Source organism: Pseudonocardia phyllosphaerae, assembly GCF_046546475.1.
GTDB lineage: Bacteria > Actinomycetota > Actinomycetes > Mycobacteriales > Pseudonocardiaceae > Pseudonocardia > Pseudonocardia phyllosphaerae.
Genome location: NZ_JBKGXS010000002.1, coordinates 183,146 through 207,420 on the forward strand (window position 1 = coordinate 183,146; position 24,275 = coordinate 207,420).

Sequence of the window (24,275 nt, forward strand, 5' to 3'; positions counted from 1 at the left end):
CACGGCCGGCGGGTCACGCCCGGAGCGTCTCCAGCAGCTCCGCCTCGACGGCGACGGTGCGCGGGTCGGTGAGCTGCGCGCGCGACCGCGGCCGCGGCAGGCCGACGGTGACCTCGGTGGACACGGTGGCCGGGCGCGCGGAGAGCACCACGACCCGGTCGGAGAGGAACGCGGCCTCCCGGACGTCGTGGGTGATCAGCAGGACCGTCCAGCCGAAGCGCTCGGCCATCGTCGCCAGCCACTCCTGCATGCCGGTGCGGGTCAGCGCGTCGAGGGCGCCGAAGGGCTCGTCGAGCAGCAGCACCTCCCGCCCGCCGACGACGGTGCGCAGCAGCGCGGCCCGCTGCCGCATCCCGCCGGAGAGCTCCGCAGGTCGCGACGTCTCGAACCCGGCCAGCCCGAACGGCGCGAACAGCCCGCGGGCCCGCTCGCGGGCCTCGGCGCGGCCGACGCCGGCGACCTCGAGCCCGAGGGTGGTGTTGTCGAGCACCGTGCGCCACGGGAACAGCAGGTCGCCCTGGGGCATGTAGCCGAACGGCGCGTCGTGCACCGGGGCGCCGTCGACGGTCACGCTGCCGGTGGTCGTCGCGCCGTCGAGCAGGCCGGCGAGCGCACCGAACAGTGTCGACTTCCCGCAGCCGGACGGGCCGACCAGGGACACGAACTCCCCCGCCGCGACCGACAGCGACACGTCGTCGAGGACGGGCAGGTCGCCGTAGCGCACCGAGAGCCCGTCCACCGCCACCTTCGGCGTCACCGGGCATCACCCCGGTACCAGGGCGCCACCAGCCGCTGCACCAGGTAGGTCAGCGCGAACAGCGCGATCGACAGCACCGCGGTCACCGCGACCGCGGCGAGCACCAGGTCGGTGCGGAACTGGTTGCGCTGCAGCTGCATGAAGATTCCCAGCCCGGAGCTGGCGCCCACGTACTCGGCGACGATCGCGCCGGTGACCGCGTAGGTGATCGCGATCCGCAGCGCGGTGAAGAAGCTCGGCAGCGCACCGGGCAGCCGGACGTAGCGGAACTGCTGCAGACGCGTCGCCCCCATCGAGCGCAGCAGCGCGGTCGCCGAGCGGTCGGTCGCGGCGAAGCCCTCGATCAGCCCGACGGCGACCGGGAAGAACGTCACCAGCGCGATGACCAGCACCTTCGGCAGCAGCCCGAACCCGAACCAGATGATCAGCAGCGGCGCGATCGCGATCACCGGCAACGTCTGGGAGGCCACCAGCAGCGGGGTCAGCGCTCGGCGCAGCCACGGCGAGAAGTCGACGGCGACCGCGATCGCCCAGGCCAGGGCGAGCGACACCGCGAACCCGACGACCGTCGTGGTCAGGGTGGGCAGCGTGTTGTCCCACAGGATCCCGCGGAACGCCCAGCCCTGTTCGGCCACCCGCAACGGGGAGGGCAGCACCTGCGGCCGCACCCCGGTCACGACGACGGCGGCCTGCCACACCACGAGCAGCCCGGCGACCACGCAGACGGCCGGGAGCAGCCGGCGCAGGGTGTCGCCGCGCGAGGACGGCGCGGGGGCCGCGGCCCGCCGGGCGCGCGGCGGGGCGGCGACGCTCACTTCGCCACCAGGTCGTCGGTGAACCAGGTGGAGAAGTCCGGCTTCTGCCGGACCGGCTTGCCGTCCGGGCCCGCGACGGTGCCGGTGTCGTAGAGGAACCCGGAGTACCCGGCCCAGCGCTGCAGGGTCTGGTGCCCGACACGGCCCTGCTCGTCGCGCAGGTACTGCTTCGCCATCAGCTCCGCGCCACGGTCGACGAGCGCGGGGTCGGTGAACGCGCCCGGGTTGGCGTCCTGCAGCATCTTCGACGCCGCGGCCGGGTCGTTCGCGGCGAGCTCGTAGCCGCGCTGCACGGCCTGCACGAACTTCCGGGCCTGCTCGGGGTTCTGCTTCAGCCACGGCGAGTTGCCGACGAGCACGACGTTGTAGGAGTCCGGGAAGCCGTAGTCGGTGTAGCGGAAGGTTCGCAGCGGCTCGTTGCGCGCCTGGGCTTCCACCCCCTCGACGGCGACGAAGGGCTCGGTGAAGTCGGCCTGCCCGCCGTAGAGGGCCTCGTAGGCGGCGGTGTCGAGGATCTCGGTGCGGAAGTCGCCCCGGCCGCCGTCGGCCTTGATCACGGCCTGCATCTTCTGCACCTCGCCGGGCTCGCCGAACCCGGCGTAGGTCTTCCCGTCGAGGTCGCGGGGACGCGTGATGTCGGGCCGGTCGGCCTTGACCGCGATCTCGGTGGCCCAGTGCTGCAGCACCGACATCACCGAGGTGATGTCCGCGCCGGCGGCCTTGGAGTAGGTGAACGAGCCCTGGAAGCTGACGCCGAACTCGGCGGCGCCGCTGCTGACCAGCGTGTCCGGCGAGCTCTGGTTGTAGGGCAGCACCTGCACGTCGAGCCCGGCGTCGCGGAAGTAGCCGGCCTGCTGGGCGACGAAGATCCCCAGGTGGTTGACGTTCGGCGTCCAGTCCAGCGCGATGCGGACCGGGGGCCCCTGCGGCGCGGGCCCCTCCTGCGCGGCACCGGAACACCCGGCGAGGACGAGCGCGAGCGCCGCGACCAGCGCGGGGACCACGAGACGGGTACGGGGACGTGCGAGCACCGGAGAACGGCCTCCCTACGCCGGCATCAACCGGATCAGGTTCGAACGGTCGGCGGCCGGTCCTGCCGCCCTCTCAGCCCCGGTGCGTGGGCTCCCGCGGTACGTCACGGCACTTTACGCCGTACGGGTGGGTGCGGCGACCGCCCCGGTGACGGCCCGGAACTCGCTAGGATCGTGACCGCTACGGCGACGCCCCGGGCTCACCCGGTCGGCGCACCGACCTGGGAGGGACCTGCATGGCACGCCGCGGACGGGACCGGACGGCACCCCCACCGCGCGAGCCCGTCCGGGCCGCCGCCCCCGCGCCCCCGGCCGCCGTGCCGCCGCCCGGCCCGGGCGCCGCGCTGACCCGGGTGGCGCTGCAGCTCGGCGCGACCTCCGTCGTGCACGCCGACGTGGCCGCGATGCTGTCGCACCTGTGCGAGTCCGTGGCCGAGGCCGCGGGCGTCGAGGGGGCGGCGCTGCTGCTGCGCGAGCCCGCCGACCCGCGTGACCCCGGCTCCCGGCAGGTGTTCGGCTCCGGCGCCGTCGCCACCCGGCTCGGGGAGCTGCAGCGGCGCGCGGGATCGGGTCCCGGACCGGCCGCGGAGCGTGGTGACCGCACGCTCGTCACCCCCGACCTGACCCGGTCCGGCCCGCCGGAGCTGGCCGCCGCGGCCGCCGACTGCGGGCTGACCCGGTCGCTGTCGGTCCCGGTGCCACCGGCCGGAGTGGCCTCCGGCGACGCCGGGCACGGACCGGTCGGGGTGCTGCAGCTGTTCGACGGCGGCCTGCCGGACGGGCCGCTGGCCCCGCCCGCGTCGGCGGCCGCGCTTCCCGACGGCGCGGGTGTCGCCGCACCGCTGACGACGCCGCTGTGGCCGGTGGTCGCGACGCTCGCGGCACGGCTCGCCGACCTCCGGGCACTGGCCGCCGCCGAATCGAGTGTGGGACACGCCACAACGAACTCCGGTACTGCTGCGAACGGGTCAGACACAGCCGCCCGGTCGGCCGAGAGCTCCACACCCGCGGCGACGAACGGCCACGCCGCACGGGTTCCGGCCGCCCGTCCGGAGGACGACCCCGAGAGCACCGTACGTCCGGAGGACGACCCCGAGAGCACGGTGAGGATCCCGGCCGCGCGGGACGCCCCGCCGGAACCGGGCACCGGCACCGGACCGGGGACCCCGCTCGTCCCGGCACCGCGCCGGGCACGGCACCGCCGCGAGGACTGACCCGGGCGCCGCCCGGACCCGGGCGGCCGCCCGGACCCGGTCGGCCGCCCGGCTACTCGGCCGGCCGGCGACCGGACGTACCGAGTGCCCGGCGGGCCCGGTCGAGCGCCCGGCCCGGCGCGGGATTCGGCGGCTCGTCGCCGTCCGCCCGCTCGGCGCCGGCCTCGATCCGGTCGTGTTCCTGCAGGTAGGCGGACACCCGTTGCCGGCTCACGCCGAACAGCCTGCCGATGCCGGTGATCGACTCACCTTCGGCGTGCAGGGCGACGGCCTCCTCGCGCCGGAACCGCCCACCGATCGCACCGAGGCCGTCCAGCGCGCGGGTGACGCACTCGACGATCAGCGGCCGTTCCTCGCGTGGCACGATGGCCCGCCACGGCAACCCCTCGTCCCGCCACTGCTGGAGCTGCCGGACCCGGTGCCGGGCCAGCTCCAGATCGGCGATCGAGGCCGCCAGCTGCGCGTCGAGGTCGGCCAGCGCGGCGTCCGCGCCCTGCGCGTCGCCGCCGTTCCCCCCGGTCGATCTCACGCGTCCGAGCCTACGGGTCCCCACGACGGTGACGGCACGCCGCGGCGTAGCCTGATGGGCCGCAACGGGGGTTGCTGGGCCAATCGGGGTAATTCGGACACCCTGGTCGAAACAGGAGGCGAGACGTGGCGAGTCGAGACATGGCGAGTTACGACGTCGTCATCGTCGGTGGTGGGTCGGCGGGCGCGGTTCTGGCCAACCGGCTCAGTGAGGACCCGCACTGCCGGGTGCTCGTGCTCGAGGCCGGCCGGCCCGACCACCGCTGGGACCCCACCATCCGGATGCCCGCGGCGCTCTCCCGCGCCTGGGGCAACCCGCGCTACGACTGGTGCTACATCACCGAGCCCGAGGCCGGGCTGGAGGGCCGCCGCATCGCCGTCCCCCGGGGCCGGGTGCTCGGCGGCAGCTCCACGATCAACGGGATGGTCTACCAGCGCGGCAACCCCGGCGACTTCGACCGCTGGGCCGAGCTCACCGGCGACGACACCTGGGACGCCGCGCACTGCATGCCCTACTACCGGCGCCTGGAGCGCCGGTTCTCCCAGCACCGCGTCCCGCTCGCCGACGGGGGCGCGGGCCCGCAGATCCTGGAGCGCGCCGCCGCGGTCGGCCCGCTCAACGACGCCTTCCTCGTCGCCGCGGCCGAGGCCGGGCACGCCCTGGTCGACAGCACCAACGGGCCGCGCCAGGAGGGTTTCTCCCGCACCGAGCGCACGATCTTCCGCGGACGCCGCTACTCCGCCGCCGACGCCTGGCTGCGCCCGGTCCGCGACCGGCCCAACCTGCACGTCCGCACCGAGGTCGAGGTGCGGCGGCTGCGGTTCTCCGGCAGCCGGGTCGTCGGTGTCCGCTACCGGACCGCCGAGGGGCGGGTCGCGGAGGTGTCCGCCGGCGAGACCGTGCTGGCCGCGGGCGCGATCGGCACCCCGCAGCTGATGCAGGTCTCCGGCCTCGGCGACCCGGCGCTGCTGTCCCCGCTCGGCATCGACGTGAAGGCGGCGCTGCCCGGCGTCGGCGAGGACCTGCAGGACCACCTGGCGGTGCACCTGCAGCACGCCTGCACCCAGCCGGTGTCCCTGGCGCCGCAGCGGCGGCCGTACCGGCTGCCCGGCATCGCGGCGCAGTGGGCGCTGCGCGGCTCGGGCACCGGGGCCAGCAACCACTTCGAGATCGGCGGGTTCGCCTCGACCTCGCTGGCCGACGGCGTCCCGGACGTCATGATCCTGTTCGCGCCGGTCGCGATGCGCTTCGCACCCGACGTGCAGCCCCGCGGGCACGGCTACGAGATGCACGTCAGCGTGATGCGTTCCGACGCGCGCGGCAGCGTCCGGATCATCTCCCCCAGCGTGGCGGTGCGTCCGCAGGTGCGGATGAACTACCTCGCCGACGCCGGTGACCGGCAGCGCTGGGTGGAGGCCGTCGAGATCGGGCGGAACATCCTGGCCCAGCGCGCGTTCGAGCCCTACGACGGCGGGGAGACCCTGCCGGGCCCGGACGTGAAGTCCCCCGACGAGGTGCTGGACTGGATCGCGCACCGCGCCCAGAACGGCCTGCACCCGACGAGCACGGCGCGGATGGGCACCGACCCCGGCTCGGTCGTGGACCCGGCGACCATGCGCGTGCACGGCGTCGAGGGGCTGCGCGTGGTCGACGCGTCGGTCTTCCCGGACGTGCCGAACTGCAACACCTACGCCCCGGTCGTCATGGTGGCGGAGAAGGCGTCGGACATCATCCTGGGCGCCACCCCGCCGGAGCCGGACGCGGCGCCGCCGCAGGCGCCCCCGGCCGCGGAGGCGCCGGTGCCGCGCGAGTCCGCGGCAGGCGTCGAGCACCCGGCGGTCTGAGCCGGGTACACAACCCCACAGACGGCCGCAGGGGCGGGGATCCGGTTCTCGGATCCCCGCCCCTGCGGGTTCGTCTGAAGTCCTGCTCGACGCGGCCGGACGGTCGTCCGGTTCGGTCGGCGGGCGCTACTCGGCGCCCTGCTCGACCTCCACGCCGGCCTCGCGCAGCTTGTCGGCGTGAGCACGGCCGTGGTGGTTGCAGAAGAGGAGCTCCCCACCGGAGGGAAGGATCGCGCGCACCTTGGCCGCCGCACCGCAACGGTCACAGCGGTCGGCGAGGGTCAGTTCGGGCCGGGTCAGCGTTTCGGGCTGCATAGCGGTCTCCCTCCATCGCGACGGTGGGAACTCGGGCGTCCCACCGCCGGTTCACTGTGACGACCGCACCTGGCGGATCGCCCACACTTAAGCAGACGCTCGGAGCCCCTGCACGTGTTCCCGGGGCGAGTCGCGACGTCCGTCACGTCCGGATCAAGACCCGTCCGTTCCGGTGTCGCCACGATGTACCCGCGGTGACCGACGACGTATGAAGTTCACTGCGTGTGAATCATGCGGGTCCGCGCGGCCACCCCGCAAGCGCACCACGGTTAACTCGGTGTGTCCCGCGCCACCGCCCGCGACACGGACGATCTACCGTCGAGGGGTGAGCGCACGCCCCCTCGGAGACCGCGTCCCGGCGCCCCTGCTGTTCCTGCTCGGCGGCACCTCGATGTATCTCGGTGCGGCGCTGGCCGTCGGGCTGTTCGACCGGCTCGCGCCGTCGGCGGTGGCCGAGCTCCGGCTGGTCGGGGCGGCGATCGTGCTGCTCGCGTGGCGGCGCCCGGGGCGGCGGGCGTGGTCCGGGGTGCGGCTGGTGCGGGCGGGCTGTTTCGGGCTGGCGACGGCGCTGATGAACGTCGCCTACTACGAGGCGATCGCCCGGCTGCCGCTCGGGACGGCGGTCGCGATCGAGTTCACCGGGCCGGTGCTCGTCGCCGCGGTCGCGTCGCGGCGGCCGCGGGACTGGGGCGCGGTGCTCCTCGCCGCACTCGGCGTCGCGATGATCGCCGACGTCCGCTGGTCCGGGAGCCCGGCCGGGGTGCTGTGGGCGCTGGGCGCGGCGGCGATGTGGGCGGCGTACGTGCTGCTCGGCAAGCGTGTCGCGAACGCCGGGAGCGGGATCGACGACCTCGCGACGGGCTTCGCCGTGGCCGCCGTGCTGCTGTCCCCGCTGCTGCTCCTCGGGGCGGGCCCGCAGGCCCCGGCGGTCGGCTTCGCGAACCTGGCACCGCTCGCCGATCCGGTGCTGCTCGCCCTGTCCGTCGGGCTGGGTGTGCTGTCCTCGGTGATCCCCTACGTGCTCGACCAGGTCGTGCTGCGCCGCGTCGGGCAGGCCCGGTTCGCGGTGCTGCTGGCGCTGCTCCCGGCCGCGGCCACGCTCGTCGGGCTCGTGGTGCTGGCCCAGCTGCCGGGGCTCGCGGAGGCCGCCGGGATCGTGCTGGTCATCGGGGCGGTGCTGCTGCGTTCCCGCGACGGCGACGAGCCCGTCCCCGAGCCCGCCGCACCCGCCGCGGCCGACCGGCCCGGCTGAGCCGGACCGGGCCGCAGTGGCCCGGCCTCGCCGGGCCCCGACGCTCGGCCCGGGTTGCGGGGCCGGGAGGTGTTGCGGGGCCGGGAGGTACGGCCTCAGCGCCAGGAACGCAGGGTCGCGATCCGCTCCTCCAGCTGCTCGATGCTGGCCATCGCGACCGGCGGGCCGCCGCAGGTCTTGCGCAGGTCGTTGTGGATCGCGCCGTGCGGCTTGCGGGTCTTGTGGTTGTGCAGCGCGACGAGCGTGTTGAGCTCCTTGCGCAGCGTCTGCAGCCGCTCCCGGACGTTGCCGGTGCCCCGCTCCGACGGCGGCGGGGGCGTCGGCTCGGTCGCCGGCGTCGCCCTGGCCTGGGCGCCGGTGCGCGGGGAGCCCTTCTCGATCCAGTCGGCCTGCCGCTTGGACAGCAGCGTGCGCACCTGGTCGGGCTCGAGCAGCCCGGGCAGCCCCAGGTAGTCCTGCTCGTCGGCGGAGTAGGTGGCGCCCTCGTAGATCAGCTGGTCGAGCTCGGCGTCGGCGCCGAGCGAGGTGAACGCCTGCTCCTGCTCGCCGGGCTCGTCCTTGGTCCGGTTCACCTCGTTGAGCTCGGCGTCGTTCCAGACCTCCTCGGGCCGCTGCGGCTTGCCGAGGACGTGGTCGCGCTGGGCCTCGAGCTCGCTGGCCAGCCCGAGCAGCACCGGGACGCTGGGCACGAACACCGACGCGGTCTCCCCCGGGCGCCGCGACCGCACGAAGCGGCCGATGGCCTGGGCGAAGAACAGCGGTGTCGACGCCGAGGTGGCGTAGACGCCGACGGCCAGGCGCGGGACGTCGACGCCCTCGGACACCATCCGCACCGCGACCATCCAGCGTTCCTGCGAGCGGGCGAACTCGGCGATCCGGTCGGACGCACCCGCCTCGTCGGAGAGGACGACGGCCGGTTGGGTGCCGGTGATCTGCCGGAGGACCGCTGCGTAGGCGCGGGCGGTGGTCTGGTCGGAGGCGATGACCAGCCCGCCTGCGTCGGGCATGCCGCCGTCGCGGTGGCTCTGCAGGCGTTTGTCGGCCGCGGCGAGCACGAACGGGATCCAGTCGCCGGAGGGGTCCAGCGCGGTCCGCCAGGCCATCGCGGTCTGCTCGCGGGTGAGCGGCTCGCCGAGCCGGGCACTGATCTCCTCACCGGCGCTGGTGCGCCAGTTGGAGGTGCCGGAGTAGGCCAGGAAGACCACCGGCCGGACGACGTTGTCGGCGAGGGCCTCGGCGTAGCCGTACTGGTGGTCGGCGCGGGAGCGGGGTGCGCCCTCGGCGTCGGGGACGTACTCGACGAACGGGATCGGGTTGTCGTCGGACCGGAACGGGGTACCGGTCAGCGCCAGCCGGCGGGTGGCGGGCTCGAAGGCCTCGTAGACGGCCTCGCCCCAGCTCTTCGCGTCGCCGGCGTGGTGGATCTCGTCGAGGATCACCAGCATGCGGCGGTTCTCGCTGCGGTTGCGGTGCAGCATCGGGTGCGCGGCGACACCGGCGTAGGTGATCGCGATGCCCTGGTAGTCCCGGGAGGTGCCACCGGTGGAGTTGCGGAACTCCGGGTCCAGCGAGATCCCGGCGGCCGCGGCCGCCTCGGCCCACTGGTACTTCAGGTGCTCGGTCGGGGTGACGACGGTCACCGTGTCCACGACACGGTCGTTGAGCAGCTCCGCGGCCACCCGCAGCGCGAACGTCGTCTTGCCCGCGCCGGGCGTCGCGACCGCGAGGAAGTCACGCGGGCCGGTGGCCAGGTAGCGGGCCAGCGCACTGCGCTGCCACGCGCGGAGCGGGCGGGTCTCCGGCGACACGAGCTGGGTCTGCGACACACGTCTCCCCTGGTCCGTGGGTCGTTCCCGGGCTGGGAACCTGCGAGCCCCGCACGCGTCCGGGGTCGGCACCGACCGGGCTGCGAGGCGTCGATCAGGGTAGCCGGGCGTCCCCGGGCTCCCGGGCACGGCTCGTCCTCCGGCCGGGTCGTCCCAGGTCAGCCCCGGCGCGGTCGGCGCGCCGTGTACACGAACGCCGGCGGGACGTTCGCGAGCACCGGCGGGGAGGTCACGACGTCGTGGAAGGCGGCATCCAGGTGGCGGCGCAGCCGGCGGGCCGGGGCGGCACGGCGGGTCCACACGTAGCCGAACTGGGCGAAGGCGCCGTCGTCGGTCAGGGTCCCGGCGACGACGTCGACCAGGCTGGGCGAGGTCGGCGGGTGCGCCGCCCAGGGCAGGCCGGACACGACGACGTCGACCGGGCCGAGGCCGCGCTCGGCGAGCAGCGCGGGCAGGTCCGCGGCCGGGGCGACGGCGACGTCGAGGCCGGGGTGGCGGCGCTCCAGCAGCCGGGCCAGCCGCGGGTTCAGCTCGACGGCGAGGTGCCGCCCGCGGCCGCCGAGGCGCTCGGCGAGCACGTCGGTGAACGCCCCGGTGCCCGGGCCCAGCTCGACGACCAGCGGGTCGCCCTCGAGCGGGAGCGCGGTGAGGGCCGCCGTCGCCAGTGCCCGCGAGCTCGGCACGCACGACGCGGTGGCGACCGGGTCGCGAAGGAACTCGCGCAGGAAGATCCCGGATCCGGCCGGGACGGGGCGGCGGGGGCCGGCGGGCGCGGCGGACATCGATCTCCTCGGGGGACGGCGCGGCCGCACCGGGGCCCGGCGCGGCATGATCGCGGGCCACCGTCCCGTGCCCGCCTGTCCGGATCCCGACGACAGGGTGAACGGGACGGGGCCGTCGTGTGTGACGGCGTCGCGAACGGGAAGATGGACGGCGATGAACGCGAGCGGAGCGGGTCCAGAGGTCGCCCGGGCACAGCCGACAACGCAGGCGGAGCCGGGTGCCCCGCCGCTCTCGTCGCTACCCGGGGCCGGGCTGCGGTTCGCCGCGGCGCTGGCGACCCGGCCGGTGGCGCTGCTGCGGCGCGGCGGCGGGTGGGTCGCCGACCTCGGCCGGGCCGGGCTGGGGCTGTCTCCTCGCCCGACCGGCCGCGACGACGCGACGTGCCTGCTCACCGACCCGGTCCGGCGCCGGGCGCTGCAGGCCTGGCTGGCGACCGTCGACGCCGTCGACGGGCTGGTCGACGACGCGGGCGGCGGGATCACCGGGCTCGGCCCCGACGACGCCGCCACGCTGCACGCCGCGCTGTCCGGGCTGAGCGCGTTCGTGGTGGACCCGGCGGGGCCGACGGCCGCTGTGCCCGCCCCCGCCCCGGAGCCGGAGCCGGTCGGTGCCGGACCGGTCAGGGCGGAGCGGGAGCTGGTCCGTGGCCGCGACGTCGCCGCCACCCCGGGTGCGGTCGTGCTGCGCACCCCGATGTTCGAGCTGCTGCAGTACCTCCCGGCGAGCGAGCTGGTGCACGACACCCCGCTGCTCGTCGTCCCACCGCCGGCACACCGGTACTGGCTCGCCGACCTCGCTCCGCGCGCGTCGCTGGTCGAGCACCTGCGCGATGCAGGCCTCCAGGTCTTCGTGCTGTCCTGGCGTCCCGGCGACGGCGGCCCCGGCGACACCCTCGACGCGCGGGTCGCGGCCGTCCTGAGCGCGCTCAACGCCTGCACGCGGATCACCCGCAGCCCGCGGGCGTCGCTGGTCGGGGTGCGGGAAGGTGGGCTGCTGACCGCCGCGGTGCGGGCCCACCTGGCCACCGTCGGGCTCGCCGACCGGGTCGCCGCTGCCGCATGGCTGGGCGCCACCGCGGACGACGACACCGCCGACGGCATCGCGGACCGCACCGCCGACCACACCGCCTCGGGGGACACCGTCGCTCCGGAGGCTGCGGCCGCCCCGGGGGCGGACGGCGGGACCCGCACCGGGCGGGCGCTGCGCGAGTGGGCACGCGACGTACTGCCGGTCTCCCCCGGGCTGAGCGCCGGTCTGGCGTCCCTGTCCGGCACCGGGGACGCGGCGGGGACGTCCGCCGCCCCGAACACCGGGACCGCCCCGGACACCGAGCCGGTGGTCGTGCTCGGCTCCCCCGTGGCCCCCTCGGAGCTGCCCCGGGCCGGCCTGGTCGTCCCCGCCGCGGCCGGGCAGGACGCCTGGTGGGCCGGCGACCCGGTCCCGGACGGTCCCGGGTGGGACGACCTGACGGCGTGGCTGCGGGAACACTGCGGCCCGCTGCGCGACGCGCCACCCGAGCTGGGTGGCCGCAAGCTGCCCGCGCTGTTCCCGGCCCCGGGGACCTACGTCGACCTGCACCCCGGCGACCCGCACCCCGACGACCACGCAGGCCGCAGCTCGGACGGCCGCCCCGAGGGCGCGGACCGGCCGGTGGACCTCCCCACCGGGTGAGCCGCAGCATGCGCACGGCGGGCCGGACGGCTCTACGCTGCGCGTGATGTCCACTGCCGCACCGGACCCGTCCGGTTCCCTCCCCGGCTGCGTCGAGCTCGACGTGACGGTCGGCCGCAGCTCCCTGCGCGTCGTCCGCAGGCCCCCGTCGGGGCCCGGGCCGCGCCGCACCCCGCTGCTGCTGTGCAACGGCATCGGTGCCGCCACCGACGTCCTGGACCCGCTGGTCGAGGCGCTGCCGCCGGAGCTCGACATCATCCGGTTCGACCCGCCGGGCATCGGCGGCTCCCCGCTGCCGGCGTTCCCGTACCACCTGACGTGGATGGCGCACCGCGTCGGCCAGATGCTGACCAGGCTCGGGGTGCGCGAGGCCGACGTCCTGGGCTTCTCCTGGGGCGGCATGCTCGCCCAGCAGCTGGCCCTGACCCGGCGCCGCCGGGTCCGCAAGCTGGTGCTGGCCGCGACCGCGACCGGCGGGCTGATGATCCCGGCCTCGCCGCGGGTGCTGGCCGTGATGACCTCGCCGAAGCGCCACCAGGACCCGTCCTACGTCGACGCCGTCGCCTCCCGGCTCTACGGCGGCACGTTGCGCAGCCATCCGGAGCGGGCGGCGGAGGCGCTGGGTGCGGGTGAGCGGCGCGGCCCGCTGCGCGGCTACTACTACCAGCTGATGGCGCTGACCGGCTGGACGAGCCTGCCGCTGCTGCCGTCGATCACCGCGGACACGCTGATCATCGCCGGCGACGACGATCCGATCGTCCCGCGCGGCAACGCGACCCTGCTGCAGCGCGGCATCCCGCGCTCGCGGGTCCACCGCTACCCGGGCGGGCACCTGGACATGTTGATCGACCCGAAGCCGTTCGCCGAGGAGATCGACCGCTTCCTGGCCGGCCGGGACGGGTGAGCGGGTCCGGTCCGGTGCGGCCGAGCGGGTCCGGTCCGGGGCGGCCCGCCCGCCCCCGCGTCGGGCTGCGGCGCTGCCGCCCGGACGACGCGACCGAGATCGCCGCACTGGTCGCGCTCGACGCCTCGGTCCCGGCCGGGATCCTGGGCGACACCGGTCCGGACTGGCACCGCGCGGCGGCCGCGGACCCCGACCGGCTGCACGTGGTGGCCGCGGGGACGGGCCGGGAGGTCGACGGCTACCTCGTGCTGGCCGCACCGCGCGGCCCGGAGCCGGGCGTGGAGCTGCACCGGCTCGTCGTCGCACCGGCGCGGCGCGGCAGCGGCCTCGGCCGGGCGCTGCTGGACACCGCGCTCACCCTCACCGGCGCCGATCCGGGCGCGCCGTGCCTGGACACGGGCACGACGGAGGTGCCGGCCTGGCTGCACGCCGGCCGGCTGTGGCTCGAGGTCGCGCCCGACAACACCGCGGCGCTGGAGCTCTACCGCGCGGCGGGGCTGGTCGTGGAGACGCAGCTGCCGTCGGTGCCCGGCGATCCGTCGTCGCCGGTACGGCGCCTGGTGCTCAGCCGCGGCTGAGCGGGCAGCTCAGTCGTCGCCCCCGCCGGCGGGCAGCGACTCGAAGATCTCCTTGCACTCCGGGCACACGGGCGAGCCGGGCTTGGGTGACTTGGTGACCGGGAACGTCTCACCGCAGAGCGCCACCACGACGTTGCCCAGGACCGCGCTCTCGGCGATCTTGGACTTCTGGACGTAGTGGAACATCTTCGGCGTGTCGTCGCCGGTGGTCTCGGTGCCCTCCGGCCGGGTGTCGACCTCGGGAAGAGTCGTCGTGGACATGCCCCCATGATGCCCGACGCATGTGTGTCCGGTCAGCCTGTGTCCGGTCAGCCGCCCGCGCTGCGCGGGTGCGGGACCTCGTCCGCGGGCCGCGCCCCCTGCCCCGACGGCTCGCTCTCCGCGGTGGGCGCGTCGGCGGTGTCGATCACCGGGTGCGGGCGGGACTCGAGTTCCGTGCGCTGCGGGACGTAGCGCTTCGGGGTCCGCGCGGTGCGCGGCAGCCGGTCGTTCGCCACGAGCACGGCGATCCACGGCAGCGGGACGGAGACGATGAGCAGCGTCACGGCGATCCACGGGAACTGGTAGAACGCCGCGGCCAGGATCATGCACGGGATGCGCATGCCCATCATCCATTTGTAGCGCCGCTTGCGGACCGCCAGCTCCTCCTCGTAGGACATCTGTGCGTCGGTGATGAGCACAGGTTCCCCGCGCTGCTGGTCGGCCACGTGACCACCTCCGCCACCATGGTGGCACTGGTACGGCGAACCCGCGCAGCGACCACGGTGCGGGGCGAAACGGGCGGGACGACCGGTCAGGCGCCCCGCAGCCGGCCCCACCGACGGCCGGTGTCACGGGGCCGTTCACGCACACCCTCGGGCGCCGGGTCCGCCGTCGGGTCCAGGGACTCCCAGCGGCGCAGCCGGGCCGCGTAGAGCCTGCTCCACCACACGACGTCGTCGGGGGTCGCGGCGATCGACAGGCCGGCCGCGGGCAACCGTTCGCGCAGCGTGGCGGCGGTGGACTCGGGATGCCCGGGGTCGCAGGTCCAGGCCAGGATCTGCACCGGGACGCCGATCCGCTCCAGGTCGTCGGGGAAGGGCAGGTCGGTCCGGGCGGCGCCGCGCAGGATCGTCGGGAGCAGGCCGGGGTCGACGTCGGGCTCGGTGTGCGGGCGGCCGCGGGCCGCCGGGGGCAGCAGCGAGTCGTCGGCGCCTGCGGTGAACGCGCCGATCCCGTCGGCCTCCACGGCGGCCGCGGCCCGCTCGTACTCCCCCGCCCGGGCGGCGCGGGTCTCCCACGCGGCGGGCGGCAGCATCAGCGTGAGGCTCGCGAAGCGGCCCGGGTCGGCGAGCGCGGCGTGCAGCAGGGTGCCGGTGCCCATCGACGGGCCGATGCCGTGCACCCGGCGGCCGGGCAGCACCTCATCGAGCAGGCCGAGCAGGTCGTGCGCCAGCGCGGGCCAGCGGTAGTCGGCCGGGTCGCGGGTGCCGCCGGAGCGGCCGTGCCCGCGTGCGTCGTAGCGCAGCAGCCGGATGCCGTCGACCCGGGCGGCGACGTCGAGCCCCATCAGGCTCTCCCGCCGCCGGCTGGAGGTGAGCCCGTGCAGCCCCACGACGGCCGGCCCGGTATCCCCGGTGACGTCGAAATCCAGTGCCGCACCGGCGATCTCGTACGTGCCCAACGGATTCGCCTCCGATCCTCGACGCATAGGTTAGGCACATGCGGTTGACGAACGTGACGCACCTGCGGCTCCCCTTCGGGCGGCTGCTCGGCTACGACGTCACGCTCGGCCGCAGCGGTGCCGACGTTCCGCTGTCGTTCGACCAGCGCCGCCACGTCGGGCGCGGCGACCGGCCAGGGTCCTGGATGGCGATCACCTGCCGGCTGCCCGAGGTCGATCTCGACGAGCTGGCCGAGGCGTGGCTGGCGGTGATCCGGCGGCACGGCACGCTGCGCACGGTGTTCACCCCCGGCGACGCCTTCTCCCCCGGCGACACGGGGCCGCGGCTGCGGGAGACCGAGATCCGCCCCGGGCGCTGGGTCGAGCACACCATCGCCCCCGGCCAGGCCGTCGACGACGCCGTCCGCCGTGTTCTCGACGAGCGCTGCACCCCGTACTCGGCGCCGTCGCACCGGCTGTGCGTGATCGAGACGGCGGAACGGCCGACGCTGGTCGTGGCCGCCGACCACGCCCACGTCGACATGTGGTCGCTGCTGGTGATCCTGCGCGACCTGATGCAGGGCCTCGGCGAGGCCCTGGAGCCGGGCACGGTGCTGCCGTTCGCCGAGCACACCGCGGCCCTGGCCGCCCGCGAGCCCGCTCCCGACGCGGTGCGCGACCGCTGGGCGGAGATCATCGCCGACAGCGGCGACGTCATGCCCCGGTTCGCGCTGCCGCTCGGTGAGCTCGACCCGCCGCCGCCGGAGCGCGTCGAGGTCCGGGACGTGCTCGGCGTCGACGGCTGCGCCTCGTTCGAGCGGCAGGCCCGCGAGGCGAAGGTGTCGACGCTGGCGCTGGTCACCTCGGTAATGACCCGGGTGACCCGCGAGCTGGGCCGCTCGCCGCTGCGTGCGGTGTTCCCGGTGCACAGCCGCTACGACCCGATGTGGCACGGCTCAGTCGGCTGGTTCATCACCAACTCGGTGCTCGACTCCCCCGACCCGGACCCGGCGGCGTGCGCGGCCGCGGTGCGCGAGGCGGTGCAGCTCGGTTCCTGGCCGCTCGACGACGTGCTGCAGCGGTGGGGCGGCATGCCCGAGGCACCGGGCATGTTCGCGATCTCCTGGCTGGACCTGCGCCGGCTGCCGGTCCGCATCGACCACGGCCGCCTGGAGGCCCAGTACGTCAGCGCCGCAGGCCGGGCCGACGGCGTCATGCTGTGGTTCATCCTCGACGAGGCGGGGCTGCACCTGCGCTGCCGCTATCCCGACACCGCCGAGGCGCGGGTCAACGTCGGCGCCTGGCTGGACCGGCTCGTCGCCGGGATCAGCGAGCTCGGTCACCTCGCAGGCGTCGACCTCGTGCTGGGCAGGCACCGGCTGCAGATCGTGCGGGCCGCCCGCCCGGACGTGCCCGCGGTGGTGGCGCTGCTGGCCGCGGACCCGGACGGCGCCACCCGGGAGAGCGCCGGCACGACCACCCTCACCGACCCCGCCGACCCGGCGCTCTACGACGCCGCGTTCGACGCCCTCGACCGCGACCCGGGCCGGTTCCTCGCCGTCGTCCGCGCCCCCGACCAGCGGGTCGTCGCGACCGTGCAGCTCACGATCCTGCCCGGGCTGGCGCGCCGCGGCTCCACCCGGCTGCTCGTCGAGGGGCTGCGGGTGGCGCCGGGCTGGCGCGACCGCGGGCTCGGCGCCGCACTGCTGGAGTGGGCGCACGACCACGGCCGCACCCGCGGCGCGGTGCTGTCCCAGGTCGTGACCGGCACGAACCGGGTCGAGGCGCTCGGCTTCCTGGAGCACATCGGCTACGAGCGCACCCACGCCGGGTTCGAACGGGAGCTGTGAGCGGGCTCAGGCGCCGTCCGGGCCGTTGCCCAGCAGCGGCTCGTCGGCGGAGCGGACCTCGGAGCCGGGCAGGCCGTCCGGGTGCTCGGTGCGGACCCGCTCCACGGTGTCCAGGGCGATCCCGAGGTGCTTGCGCTTGCTCGCCTCGTAGAACGCCCGTGCCCCGCCTGCCAGCTTCGGCTCGTGGTGCAGCGGCTTGTCCGACACGCACAGCAGCGTCGCGTTCGGGATCCGGTAGCGGAAGCCGTTGGCCGCGATCGTCGCCGACTCCATGTCCACCGCGACGGCCCGGGCGAGCTGCATCCGCTGCAGCGTCGCGGACTGGTTGAACTCCCAGTTGCGGTTGTCGGTGGTGTGCACGACGCCGGGCCGGTACGTCGCGTCGGCGGCGTCGAGGGCGTCCATCAGGTAGCTGTTGAGCCGCAGGCTCGGGATCACCGGGACGTCGGCGGGCAGCACCTCGTCGAGCACGTGGTCGGCCCGCTGGTAGGCGGTGGCCAGCACGAAGTCGCCCAGCTCCTGCCGGTTCCGCAGCCCGCCGCAGTGCCCGATCATGATCATCGTGTCCGGCCGCAGGACGGCCAGGTGGTCGGTGATCGTCTTCGCGTTGGCCGGGCCGACACCGATGTTGACCAGCGAGACGCCGTCGCCGCCCGGGCGGACGTGGTGGTACGCGGGCATCTGGACGCCGTCGCGGTCGGGGCGCTCGGCGTCGGGGAAGCGCTCCAGGAACGACTCGACGTGCATCGCGTAGTTGGTGAACAGCACGTGCCGCTGGAAGGACTCCGCGGGCGTGCCGGTGTAGTGCGAGAGCCGGTCCAGCGAGAGCGCCATCCGCTCCGGGCCGAACAGGAACAGCTTCTTCACCCGCAGGTCGAAACGGTCCTCGTCGAGCGCGGCGAAGAACGCGGGGTCGTCGAAGGGCACCGCGGGGCGCGCGGCGCGGACGGTGACCGTGGCACCGGCGGCGACCAGCGCGGCGAGCTCGCGGTGCAGGTAGCGGCGCACCGCCTCGGGCCGGGCGAACTCACCGGAGATCCGCGGGTTGTGCGTCGACCAGGGGCGGACGACCTCGACCTCGGGGTACCAGCCCTCGGCGTGGACGGACTCGGTCGCGTCCAGCAGGCGGTCGATCTCGCCGTCGAGCTTGTCGGCGGGGACGGGCGGGCGGACCTGTTCGATGATCGACGGCGTCACGCACCGTCTCCCTTCTGACGTGCTACGACTCGGGGGTATCCGGTGTGTCCGGTGTATCGGTGGTCACGTCGTCGTGGCCATGGGCGTGCAGCGGTCCGGGCGCGACGGCGACCTCGGAGACCACCTCCAGCAGGCGGCGGGGCAGCCCCCCGCTGAGTCGGTAGCGGACCAGCCGGCCCTGGCGGTGCGCGGTGACCAGGCCGTGCGCGCGCAGCAGGCGCAGCGCGTGCGAGACGGCGGAGTCGCTCATCCCGACGGCGACGGCGAGGTCGGAGACGCACAGGTCCCCGGCGTGCTGCAGGGCCAGCAGGATGGAGAGCCGGTTGACCTCGCCGAGGACGTCGAGCAGCGTCGCCGCCTGGGCGACCTTCTCGCCGTCGCCGAGCACCGCGACCGCGTCGCAGAGCTGGTCCGGGTCGATCACACGCGCGCCGCTCAGCGTCTCCGGAACCTTGTGCACGGCATCGATGCTAGCCCGGAACCCGGATCAGCTGCCCGCGGCCGCCTTCTTCTCGCGTGCCGCGGCCTTGATCGCCTTCTTGGTGTCGCGGACCTCCAGCAGGGTCGTGGAGTCGACGACGTCGGCCGCCGAGAGCCGGGTGTCCGGCTTGCCGTAGTCCCCGGCGGCCTCCCGCCAGCCGTCCGGGGTGACGCCGTACTGCTTGCCCAGGATCGCGACGAAGATCTTCGCCTTCTGCTCGCCGTAGCCGGGCAGGGACTTGAGCCGGCGCAGCACCTCGCGTCCGTCGGGCGCGGTACCGCCCGGGCCGGGCCGCGTCCAGATCGCGGCCGGGTCGCCGTCCCAGTCGTCGACGATCGCGCGGCACATCTCCTGCACCCGCTTGGCCATCGAGCCGCCGTAGCGGTGGATCGCAGGCGGGGTGGTGGCGATCGTCGCGAACTCCGCCGGGTCGTAGTCGGCGATCACGGCGACGTCGAGGCCGCCGAGGCGCTCGGCCAGCTTCAGCGGCCCGCGGAACGCGGTCTCCATCTGGATCTGCTGGTCGAGCAGCATCCCGATCAGCAGGGCGAGGGGGTCGCGCTCCAGCAGGGCGTCGGCCTCGGGTTCCTGGGCGATGCAGATGCCGCTCATGGCGCACAGGATCGCACGCGGTTCCGGCGGGGCGCAGACCCTCGGCGACAATGCGCGGGTGCCTCCTCCCGAGCCTCCCCGCCTCGACGCCGCGACGACGGCCCGCGTCCGCGGCTGCCTGCTCGACGCCGGCTACACCCCGGACGGTGTACAGGACCTGCTGGGCCGGTCCGCGCACGACGCGCTGACCCGCGGCGAGCCGGAGCCGGTCGCCCGCGCGACCCGCGACGGCGGTGAGCTCGGCACGCTGGTCCGGTTGTTCCTGCTGGAGGGCACCGAGCCCGAGCCCGCGGTGACCAAGGCGCTCGGCGACCTCGACCCGCTGCTGGACGGCCGGGTGCTGCGCCGCACCCCGGATGGCATCCGGGCCGCGGTCGACGTCCGGCCCTACGGCGAGGGTCCCGGCGACGACGGCGAGCCCCCGGCGGACTGGTGGATCGTGTCGGACCTCGACTCCCCCGCCGCACGGCAGGACCGCGACCACGTCACCGGGGTCGGCGGGGCGTCGCTGACCCTGGCCGCGGCGACCGTGCGCCGCCCGGTCGGGTCGCTGCTCGACCTCGGCACCGGCTGCGGGGTACAGGCACTGCACGCCTCCCGGCACGCCGCGCACGTCGTCGCCACCGACGTGCTGCCCCGGGCGCTGGCCCTGTCGGAGCTGACGTTCGGGCTCTCCGGCGTCGACGTCGACCTGCGCGAGGGGCCGTGGTTCGCCCCGGTCGAGGGGCAGCGGTTCGACCAGATCGTGTCCAACCCGCCGTTCGTGCCCGGCCCGCCGCGGGTCGACTACGTCTACCGCGACTCCGGACAGGCCGGGGACTCCGCGCTGGCCGCACTGCTCGGCGAGCTGCCCGGGCTGCTCACCGAGGGCGGAGTCGCGCAGCTGCTCGGGTCGTGGCTGCACGTGCGCGGCGAGGACTGGCCGGACCGCGTCCGGTCCTGGATCCCCGACGGCGTCGACGCGTGGGTCCTGCAGCGCGAGGTCGTCGACCCGGCCATGCACGTCGGCACCTGGCAGCGCGACGCCGGTCTCGTCCCCGGGTCGCGCGAGGCCCGGGAGCGCGCAGGCGCGTGGCTGGACTGGATGGACGCCGAGCACGTCGAGGGCGTCGGGTTCGGGTTCCTGCTGCTGCGCCGTACCGACGCCGAGCCGCGGGTGGTCGTCGAGGACCTGCCCGGTGAGCTCGGCGAACGTCTCGGCCGGGAGATGACCGGCTGGCTGGACCGCATCGACTGGCTGCGCGCCCACGAGCGCGACGACGACCTGCTCGGCGCCACCCTGCTCCTCGCGCCGGAGACGCTGCTGGAGACCGCGTCCTCGGTCGACCCCGACGGCGGATGGGCCGAGCTGCAGAGCACCGTGCGCCGCTGGGGCGGCCCCGGCTGGGAGCACCCGGTCGACGGCCCCGCCGCCGCGCTGCTGGCCGGCTGCCGCGGGGAGCTGCCGCTCTCGGAGCTGGTGGCGCTGCTGTCCTTCGCCCACGACCGTCCGGTCGACGCCCTGGTCGAGGCGACGCTGCCCGCGGTCCGCGAGTTCGTCCGGCACGGGCTGCTGCTCCCGGTCGACGGGTGGCCGCAGGGCACCGGCCCGTCCGCGGCCCGCCGTGGCCCGGCCGCGCCCGCCGGGCCGGTGGGCTGACGTGCGGGCGGTGGTGGCGCGGGTCCGTCGCGCGAGCGTCACGATCGAGGACGACGCCGGGACCCCGCTGCGCGTCTCCGGCGAGATCGGCGCCGGGCTGCTGGTGCTGCTCGGGGTGCACCGCGACGACGTCGGCCCCGACGTGACCGCACGGAAGGTCACCGCGATGGCCCGCAAGCTGCACGAGCTGCGGCTGCTGCGCGGCGAGGACGGCGGACCGGAGCGCTCCTGCGCCGAGACCGGGGCGCCGCTGCTGGTCGTCAGCCAGTTCACGCTCTACGGCGACACCCGCAAGGGCCGCCGCCCGTCCTGGTCCGCGGCCGCCCCGCCCGGCGACGCCGAGCCGGTCGTCGACGCGGTCGTGGCCGCCCTGCGCGAGCGCGGCGCGACCGTGGAGACCGGCGAGTTCGGGGCGATGATGGCCGTCGAGTCGGTGAACGACGGCCCGTTCACGGTGCTGATCGAGACTTAGGGCCGGCCCAGCGACACAGGGCCGGTCGAGCACGGAGGAGCCCGGATTCCCAGGCCCCTCTCATCGGGCTCTCAGGTCGGAACGGGACGATCGGGACACCACCCCCGTGCCCCGGGAGAACCCGGGAGAAGAGGAGCCCGCCGTGGTCGCGAACCTGCTGGGTCTGCTGCTCGTGCTGTTCCAGCTGGTCCTGGTCGCCCGGGCCGTCGTCGACTGGATCGACGTCCTGGGGCGGGGCCGCGGCGGTGCCGCGCTGGACACGGCCCGCCGGATCACGCACTCGGTCACCGAGCCGGTGCTCGCGCCGGTGCGCCGCCGGGTGCGGCCGGTCACGTTCGGCGGGGCCGGGCTGGACCTGTCGTTCCTGCTGGTCTTCGTCGCCGTGCTGATCGCGCGGATCGCGATCGTGCCGCTGATCCCGTTCTGAGTCCCGTGCGAGTCCGGGTCCGGTCCGGCTACCGCGGCGGGCCCAGGGTCAGCTCGGTGACCCGGCCGGCGTCGTCGAGCTCGGCGTCGGCCCGTCCCGGCACGCCGCCGGGCCCGCGCACGGCCCAGACCGCGCCCTCCCCGGTGCGCTGGCGCAGCGCCGGGTCCACGGTCACCTCGTCGAGCAGCTCGTCGGCGTGCCCGGCGAGCGGCACCCCGGTGCGCACCGGGAACGGCGCCGACGACCGCAGCGTCGCCCCCGGCGCGAGCGCGGCCCGCAGCGCGCCGGCGTCGTGCTCGCGCAGCGCCCGCTCGAAGGTGAGCACCGCGAGGAACCGCCCGGCCTGGTCGTGCCCCATGAGCTCCAGGCGTTCCAGGAACGCGGCGTCCCGGTCGATCGCCGACGCCGACCCGAACAGCCGTGACGACGGGATCGGGCCGGGCAGCTCCACGACCCGCACCCGGACCTGCCGGTACCCGGCGTCGTCGCGCAGCGCTCCGTCGGCGAGCAGCCGGTCGATCGTCTCCACGAACCCGAGCTCCTGATGCAGCGACAGGTTCCCGGACAGGCCGTCGCGCCGGACGGTGATCTCCAGCGGGGTCCGCGGCTCGGTGTCGATCTCCGCGGGCACCACCTGCACCCCCCACAGCTCGTCCGGCAGCGCGTCGAGCAGGTCGCGGATCGGCGGGTTCTGCGAGAACAGGCCGTCCCAGTAGACGCCGCCCGCGGTGTGCACGGCGCGGAACGCGGCCGGGATGGCCGACGACGCGAGCACCGTCTCCGAGGAGATCGCGTCGGTGCGGCTGGAGAACGCGCGGAACGCGCCGGTCAGCACGTCCACCGCGCCGAGCAGCAGCAACGGCCCGTCCGGACGGGGCGCGATCTCCCCGGTGGGTCCGAAGTCGACGTGGCGTTCGACGAGGTCGCGGAACTGGCGGGTGCCGTCGAACGGGCGCGGCACCAGGTACGGCGTCCCCGCCGGGATCAGCCCGAGCCCCTGCAGGGTGCCCGCGGTGACCAGCCCCGCGTTCTGCAGACGCTCCAGCGGGCTGCGGGCGGCGTTGTCGTCCCAGAAGGCCTCGAGCGCGTCCGCGGCGCCGGTGCGGTCGCCGTGGCGCAGCCGGTCCCAGGCGACGATCGCGCAGGCCGCCCCGCCGGACGTCCCGGAGATCCCGACGATCTCGCGGTCGTCGAGCGCGGGGTCACGCAGCAGCCGGGCCAGCACGCCCGCGGTGAACGCGGTGTGGCTGCCCCCGCCCTGGCAGGCGATCGCGACGCGGGGTCCGGTGCCGGGCGCTGTGCTCACGCCCCAGGTCTAGCGGATACGCGAACGCCCCCGCCACATCACGTGACGGGGGCGCTGCTCCGTGCTCACCCGGCGGGCCTCACCGGGTGGGCCTCACTTGGTCGTCGAGCGCGTGCTCCGGGACGACGCCGTCTTCTCGGCGGCGCCGGCGTTCTCGGCGGTTCCGGCGGCGCTCACCTGCTCGCCCACGGTCTCCGCAGCGCGGGTCGCGGACTCGGCGACCTGGTCGAACACGGAGGTCGAGGCGCCGACGACGGTCTTGGCGAACTCACGCTGCTGCCCGAGCAGCTGCTCGTAGAAGTCGAAGACGCGGTCCACGGCGGCGCCGGCGTCGGGCAGCTGCGGGCGGGTGCCGCCGGAGATCTGCTGGGCGAAGCCCTGCACGGTGTCGGTCCAGCTGCGGACGGACTCGGTGACCAGGGTCTGGCCACGCTTGGCGATGTCGGCGAACTGGTCGGTCGCTGCGGTCATCGTGACATCCCTCCCGGGATCGTAAGTCTGGTGGGACCGGGGAGATGCGAACCCCGTCGTCCTGCCCACTAAACTACGCACGCCCGTTAAGTATGTCAATCACGCCTGGTCAGCGGTGCTCGCTCAGTCCCGTTCGACGAAGCTCCGGTACACCCCGAGCAGGGCCGCCTTCTGCTCCCCCGACAGCCGGGCGTCCGCGGCGATCGCCGCCTCGACCGACACCACCGCCGGACCGGCGTCCTCGGGGTCCGGCGCCGCCTCGTGGGCCTCGTGCTCGTCGCGGACCGACCAGCCGGCCCGGCTGAGCATCTGGTCGGTGTCCAGGCGCAGCGCGTCGGCGATCGAGCGCAGCACCTTCAGCGACGGCTGGTGCAGCCCCCGCTCGACCTGGCTCAGATAGGCGTTGGACACCTTGGTCATCGCCGCCATCTCGCGAAGCGACAGCTTCGCCATCTGGCGCTGGGCGCGGATGAACCCGCCGAGCGCGTTGACCTGCGCGGTCCAGGCATCCTCCACCGTGGACTTCGTCATCGCGTCCTCCCGCTGCGCCCGCCTCGTCCGAGGCTCCTGCGGGGAGCGGTCCGCGCGGCGGGCGCCGGCGCGCGGACGGCGTACGTACACGATCCGTCGGGGGCATTGTCACCCGTCGTGCCCCGTCA

Annotated in this window: 26 protein-coding genes and 1 riboswitch; of the genes, 10 read left to right on the forward strand and 16 right to left on the reverse strand. The window is 75.2% G+C overall.

The genetic code is table 11. From position 1 onward, the window contains the following. Nucleotides 1-13: 13 nt before the first annotated feature. From ACLE50_RS06200 to ACLE50_RS06210, 3 genes are all read right to left on the reverse strand, one after another. On the reverse strand, nucleotides 14-757 hold the full coding sequence (locus ACLE50_RS06200; protein ID WP_410942426.1) for an ABC transporter ATP-binding protein: 744 nt from the start codon (nucleotides 755-757) through the stop codon (nucleotides 14-16). Beyond that, nucleotides 754-1,572, reverse strand: coding sequence for an ABC transporter permease (locus ACLE50_RS06205; protein WP_410942427.1), 819 nt, complete (start codon nucleotides 1,570-1,572; stop codon nucleotides 754-756). The genes ACLE50_RS06200 and ACLE50_RS06205 overlap by 4 nt, the downstream gene beginning before the upstream one ends. Further along, a complete protein-coding gene (locus ACLE50_RS06210; RefSeq protein ID WP_410942428.1) occupies nucleotides 1,569-2,603 on the reverse strand; it encodes an ABC transporter substrate-binding protein in 1,035 nt (344 codons plus the stop codon). The genes ACLE50_RS06205 and ACLE50_RS06210 overlap by 4 nt, the downstream gene beginning before the upstream one ends. After that, nucleotides 2,599-2,711, reverse strand: a riboswitch (TPP riboswitch). (Overlaps the previous gene by 5 nt.) Before the next feature lie 128 nt (nucleotides 2,712-2,839). On the opposite strand from ACLE50_RS06210, the gene ACLE50_RS06215 reads away from it, so the two are divergent. After that, nucleotides 2,840-3,817 (forward strand): hypothetical protein, encoded by a 978-nt coding sequence (locus ACLE50_RS06215; RefSeq protein ID WP_410942429.1) that lies wholly within the window; start codon nucleotides 2,840-2,842, stop codon nucleotides 3,815-3,817. A gap of 52 nt (nucleotides 3,818-3,869) precedes the next feature. On the opposite strand, the gene ACLE50_RS06220 is transcribed toward ACLE50_RS06215, so the two are convergent. Continuing rightward, nucleotides 3,870-4,346 carry a hypothetical protein gene (locus tag ACLE50_RS06220; protein WP_410942430.1) on the reverse strand — a complete coding sequence of 159 codons (477 nt, stop codon included), beginning with the start codon at nucleotides 4,344-4,346 and terminating at the stop codon, nucleotides 3,870-3,872. Nucleotides 4,347-4,486: 140 nt separating this feature from the next. Between ACLE50_RS06220 and ACLE50_RS06225 the strand changes: the two genes are divergently transcribed. Then, nucleotides 4,487-6,190 carry a choline dehydrogenase gene (locus ACLE50_RS06225; protein ID WP_410942848.1) on the forward strand — a complete coding sequence of 568 codons (1,704 nt, stop codon included), beginning with the start codon at nucleotides 4,487-4,489 and terminating at the stop codon, nucleotides 6,188-6,190. A 126-nt stretch (nucleotides 6,191-6,316) separates the two neighbouring features. Here ACLE50_RS06225 and ACLE50_RS06230 read toward each other — a convergent pair whose 3' ends face one another. Continuing rightward, a complete protein-coding gene (locus ACLE50_RS06230; protein ID WP_410942431.1) occupies nucleotides 6,317-6,505 on the reverse strand; it encodes a DUF7455 domain-containing protein in 189 nt (62 codons plus the stop codon). Nucleotides 6,506-6,896: 391 nt separating this feature from the next. On the opposite strand from ACLE50_RS06230, the gene ACLE50_RS06235 reads away from it, so the two are divergent. Next, nucleotides 6,897-7,757 carry an EamA family transporter gene (locus ACLE50_RS06235; RefSeq protein ID WP_410942849.1) on the forward strand — a complete coding sequence of 287 codons (861 nt, stop codon included), beginning with the start codon at nucleotides 6,897-6,899 and terminating at the stop codon, nucleotides 7,755-7,757. Nucleotides 7,758-7,852: 95 nt separating this feature from the next. Here ACLE50_RS06235 and ACLE50_RS06240 read toward each other — a convergent pair whose 3' ends face one another. Beyond that, nucleotides 7,853-9,583, reverse strand: coding sequence for a DEAD/DEAH box helicase (locus tag ACLE50_RS06240; RefSeq protein ID WP_410942432.1), 1,731 nt, complete (start codon nucleotides 9,581-9,583; stop codon nucleotides 7,853-7,855). Between the two features lie 158 nt (nucleotides 9,584-9,741). Continuing rightward, complete coding sequence (locus tag ACLE50_RS06245; protein ID WP_410942433.1) at nucleotides 9,742-10,365, reverse strand: class I SAM-dependent methyltransferase; 624 nt, start codon at nucleotides 10,363-10,365, stop codon at nucleotides 9,742-9,744. A gap of 154 nt (nucleotides 10,366-10,519) precedes the next feature. On the opposite strand from ACLE50_RS06245, the gene ACLE50_RS06250 reads away from it, so the two are divergent. The 3 genes from ACLE50_RS06250 to ACLE50_RS06260 are packed head-to-tail and all read left to right on the forward strand — an operon-like array spanning nucleotide 10,520 to nucleotide 13,519. After that, on the forward strand, nucleotides 10,520-12,037 hold the full coding sequence (locus tag ACLE50_RS06250) for a hypothetical protein (protein WP_410942434.1): 1,518 nt from the start codon (nucleotides 10,520-10,522) through the stop codon (nucleotides 12,035-12,037). Between the two features lie 46 nt (nucleotides 12,038-12,083). After that, a complete protein-coding gene (locus ACLE50_RS06255) occupies nucleotides 12,084-12,941 on the forward strand; it encodes an alpha/beta fold hydrolase (RefSeq protein ID WP_410942435.1) in 858 nt (285 codons plus the stop codon). Next, nucleotides 12,938-13,519 (forward strand): GNAT family N-acetyltransferase, encoded by a 582-nt coding sequence (locus ACLE50_RS06260; protein WP_410942436.1) that lies wholly within the window; start codon nucleotides 12,938-12,940, stop codon nucleotides 13,517-13,519. The genes ACLE50_RS06255 and ACLE50_RS06260 overlap by 4 nt, the downstream gene beginning before the upstream one ends. Before the next feature lie 9 nt (nucleotides 13,520-13,528). On the opposite strand, the gene ACLE50_RS06265 is transcribed toward ACLE50_RS06260, so the two are convergent. The 3 genes from ACLE50_RS06265 to ACLE50_RS06275 all read right to left on the reverse strand — a co-directional run bounded on the left by ACLE50_RS06265 (nucleotide 13,529) and on the right by ACLE50_RS06275 (nucleotide 15,182). Further along, complete coding sequence (locus ACLE50_RS06265; protein WP_410942437.1) at nucleotides 13,529-13,780, reverse strand: DUF3039 domain-containing protein; 252 nt, start codon at nucleotides 13,778-13,780, stop codon at nucleotides 13,529-13,531. A 47-nt stretch (nucleotides 13,781-13,827) separates the two neighbouring features. Then, nucleotides 13,828-14,226: a DUF3099 domain-containing protein gene (locus ACLE50_RS06270; protein ID WP_410942438.1), complete on the reverse strand. Its 399-nt coding sequence runs from the start codon at nucleotides 14,224-14,226 to the stop codon at nucleotides 13,828-13,830. Between the two features lie 86 nt (nucleotides 14,227-14,312). Continuing rightward, nucleotides 14,313-15,182 carry an alpha/beta fold hydrolase gene (locus ACLE50_RS06275; protein ID WP_410942439.1) on the reverse strand — a complete coding sequence of 290 codons (870 nt, stop codon included), beginning with the start codon at nucleotides 15,180-15,182 and terminating at the stop codon, nucleotides 14,313-14,315. Nucleotides 15,183-15,220: 38 nt separating this feature from the next. On the opposite strand from ACLE50_RS06275, the gene ACLE50_RS06280 reads away from it, so the two are divergent. Then, nucleotides 15,221-17,011 (forward strand): GNAT family N-acetyltransferase, encoded by a 1,791-nt coding sequence (locus ACLE50_RS06280; RefSeq protein ID WP_410942440.1) that lies wholly within the window; start codon nucleotides 15,221-15,223, stop codon nucleotides 17,009-17,011. A 6-nt stretch (nucleotides 17,012-17,017) separates the two neighbouring features. On the opposite strand, the gene ACLE50_RS06285 is transcribed toward ACLE50_RS06280, so the two are convergent. The 3 genes from ACLE50_RS06285 to ACLE50_RS06295 are packed head-to-tail and all read right to left on the reverse strand — an operon-like array spanning nucleotide 17,018 to nucleotide 19,301. After that, on the reverse strand, nucleotides 17,018-18,208 hold the full coding sequence (locus ACLE50_RS06285; RefSeq protein ID WP_410942441.1) for an AMP nucleosidase: 1,191 nt from the start codon (nucleotides 18,206-18,208) through the stop codon (nucleotides 17,018-17,020). A gap of 22 nt (nucleotides 18,209-18,230) precedes the next feature. Beyond that, entirely contained in the window at nucleotides 18,231-18,668 is a 438-nt protein-coding gene (locus tag ACLE50_RS06290) for an ArsR/SmtB family transcription factor (protein WP_410942442.1), read from the reverse strand. 27 nt (nucleotides 18,669-18,695) lie between these two features. Further along, nucleotides 18,696-19,301: an HhH-GPD-type base excision DNA repair protein gene (locus ACLE50_RS06295; RefSeq protein WP_410942443.1), complete on the reverse strand. Its 606-nt coding sequence runs from the start codon at nucleotides 19,299-19,301 to the stop codon at nucleotides 18,696-18,698. A gap of 58 nt (nucleotides 19,302-19,359) precedes the next feature. Here ACLE50_RS06295 and ACLE50_RS06300 point away from each other — a divergent pair, with 58 nt between their 5' ends. The 3 genes from ACLE50_RS06300 (at nucleotide 19,360) to ACLE50_RS06310 (ending at nucleotide 21,839) form a co-directional block, all read left to right on the forward strand. After that, a complete protein-coding gene (locus ACLE50_RS06300) occupies nucleotides 19,360-20,940 on the forward strand; it encodes a DUF7782 domain-containing protein (RefSeq protein WP_410942444.1) in 1,581 nt (526 codons plus the stop codon). Nucleotide 20,941: 1 nt separating this feature from the next. Beyond that, nucleotides 20,942-21,412, forward strand: coding sequence for a D-aminoacyl-tRNA deacylase (dtd, locus tag ACLE50_RS06305; protein ID WP_410942445.1), 471 nt, complete (start codon nucleotides 20,942-20,944; stop codon nucleotides 21,410-21,412). Between the two features lie 142 nt (nucleotides 21,413-21,554). Further along, complete coding sequence (locus ACLE50_RS06310; RefSeq protein WP_410942446.1) at nucleotides 21,555-21,839, forward strand: YggT family protein; 285 nt, start codon at nucleotides 21,555-21,557, stop codon at nucleotides 21,837-21,839. A 28-nt stretch (nucleotides 21,840-21,867) separates the two neighbouring features. Here ACLE50_RS06310 and ACLE50_RS06315 read toward each other — a convergent pair whose 3' ends face one another. The 3 genes from ACLE50_RS06315 to ACLE50_RS06325 all read right to left on the reverse strand — a co-directional run bounded on the left by ACLE50_RS06315 (nucleotide 21,868) and on the right by ACLE50_RS06325 (nucleotide 24,147). Beyond that, on the reverse strand, nucleotides 21,868-23,145 hold the full coding sequence (locus ACLE50_RS06315) for a patatin-like phospholipase family protein (protein ID WP_410942447.1): 1,278 nt from the start codon (nucleotides 23,143-23,145) through the stop codon (nucleotides 21,868-21,870). A 93-nt stretch (nucleotides 23,146-23,238) separates the two neighbouring features. After that, nucleotides 23,239-23,616: a hypothetical protein gene (locus ACLE50_RS06320; protein WP_410942448.1), complete on the reverse strand. Its 378-nt coding sequence runs from the start codon at nucleotides 23,614-23,616 to the stop codon at nucleotides 23,239-23,241. Nucleotides 23,617-23,739: 123 nt separating this feature from the next. Beyond that, nucleotides 23,740-24,147: a helix-turn-helix domain-containing protein gene (locus tag ACLE50_RS06325; protein WP_410942449.1), complete on the reverse strand. Its 408-nt coding sequence runs from the start codon at nucleotides 24,145-24,147 to the stop codon at nucleotides 23,740-23,742. Nucleotides 24,148-24,275: the final 128 nt, after the last annotated feature.

What these genes read in the sequence shown, in the direction of transcription:
- ACLE50_RS06295 (WP_410942443.1), bottom strand. Translation starts at nt 19,301, where the DNA reads ATGAGCGGCATCTGCATCGCCCAGGAACCCGAGGCCGACGCCCTGCTG.
- ACLE50_RS06255 (WP_410942435.1), top strand. Translation starts at nt 12,084, where the DNA reads ATGTCCACTGCCGCACCGGACCCGTCCGGTTCCCTCCCCGGCTGCGTC.
- ACLE50_RS06320 (WP_410942448.1), bottom strand. Translation starts at nt 23,616, where the DNA reads ATGACCGCAGCGACCGACCAGTTCGCCGACATCGCCAAGCGTGGCCAG.
- ACLE50_RS06265 (WP_410942437.1), bottom strand. Translation starts at nt 13,780, where the DNA reads ATGTCCACGACGACTCTTCCCGAGGTCGACACCCGGCCGGAGGGCACC.
- ACLE50_RS06245 (WP_410942433.1), bottom strand. Translation starts at nt 10,365, where the DNA reads ATGTCCGCCGCGCCCGCCGGCCCCCGCCGCCCCGTCCCGGCCGGATCC.
- ACLE50_RS06215 (WP_410942429.1), top strand. Translation starts at nt 2,840, where the DNA reads ATGGCACGCCGCGGACGGGACCGGACGGCACCCCCACCGCGCGAGCCC.
- ACLE50_RS06325 (WP_410942449.1), bottom strand. Translation starts at nt 24,147, where the DNA reads ATGACGAAGTCCACGGTGGAGGATGCCTGGACCGCGCAGGTCAACGCG.
- ACLE50_RS06235 (WP_410942849.1), top strand. Translation starts at nt 6,897, where the DNA reads ATGTATCTCGGTGCGGCGCTGGCCGTCGGGCTGTTCGACCGGCTCGCG.
- ACLE50_RS06280 (WP_410942440.1), top strand. Translation starts at nt 15,221, where the DNA reads ATGCGGTTGACGAACGTGACGCACCTGCGGCTCCCCTTCGGGCGGCTG.
- ACLE50_RS06250 (WP_410942434.1), top strand. Translation starts at nt 10,520, where the DNA reads ATGAACGCGAGCGGAGCGGGTCCAGAGGTCGCCCGGGCACAGCCGACA.
- ACLE50_RS06225 (WP_410942848.1), top strand. Translation starts at nt 4,487, where the DNA reads ATGGCGAGTTACGACGTCGTCATCGTCGGTGGTGGGTCGGCGGGCGCG.
- ACLE50_RS06230 (WP_410942431.1), bottom strand. Translation starts at nt 6,505, where the DNA reads ATGCAGCCCGAAACGCTGACCCGGCCCGAACTGACCCTCGCCGACCGC.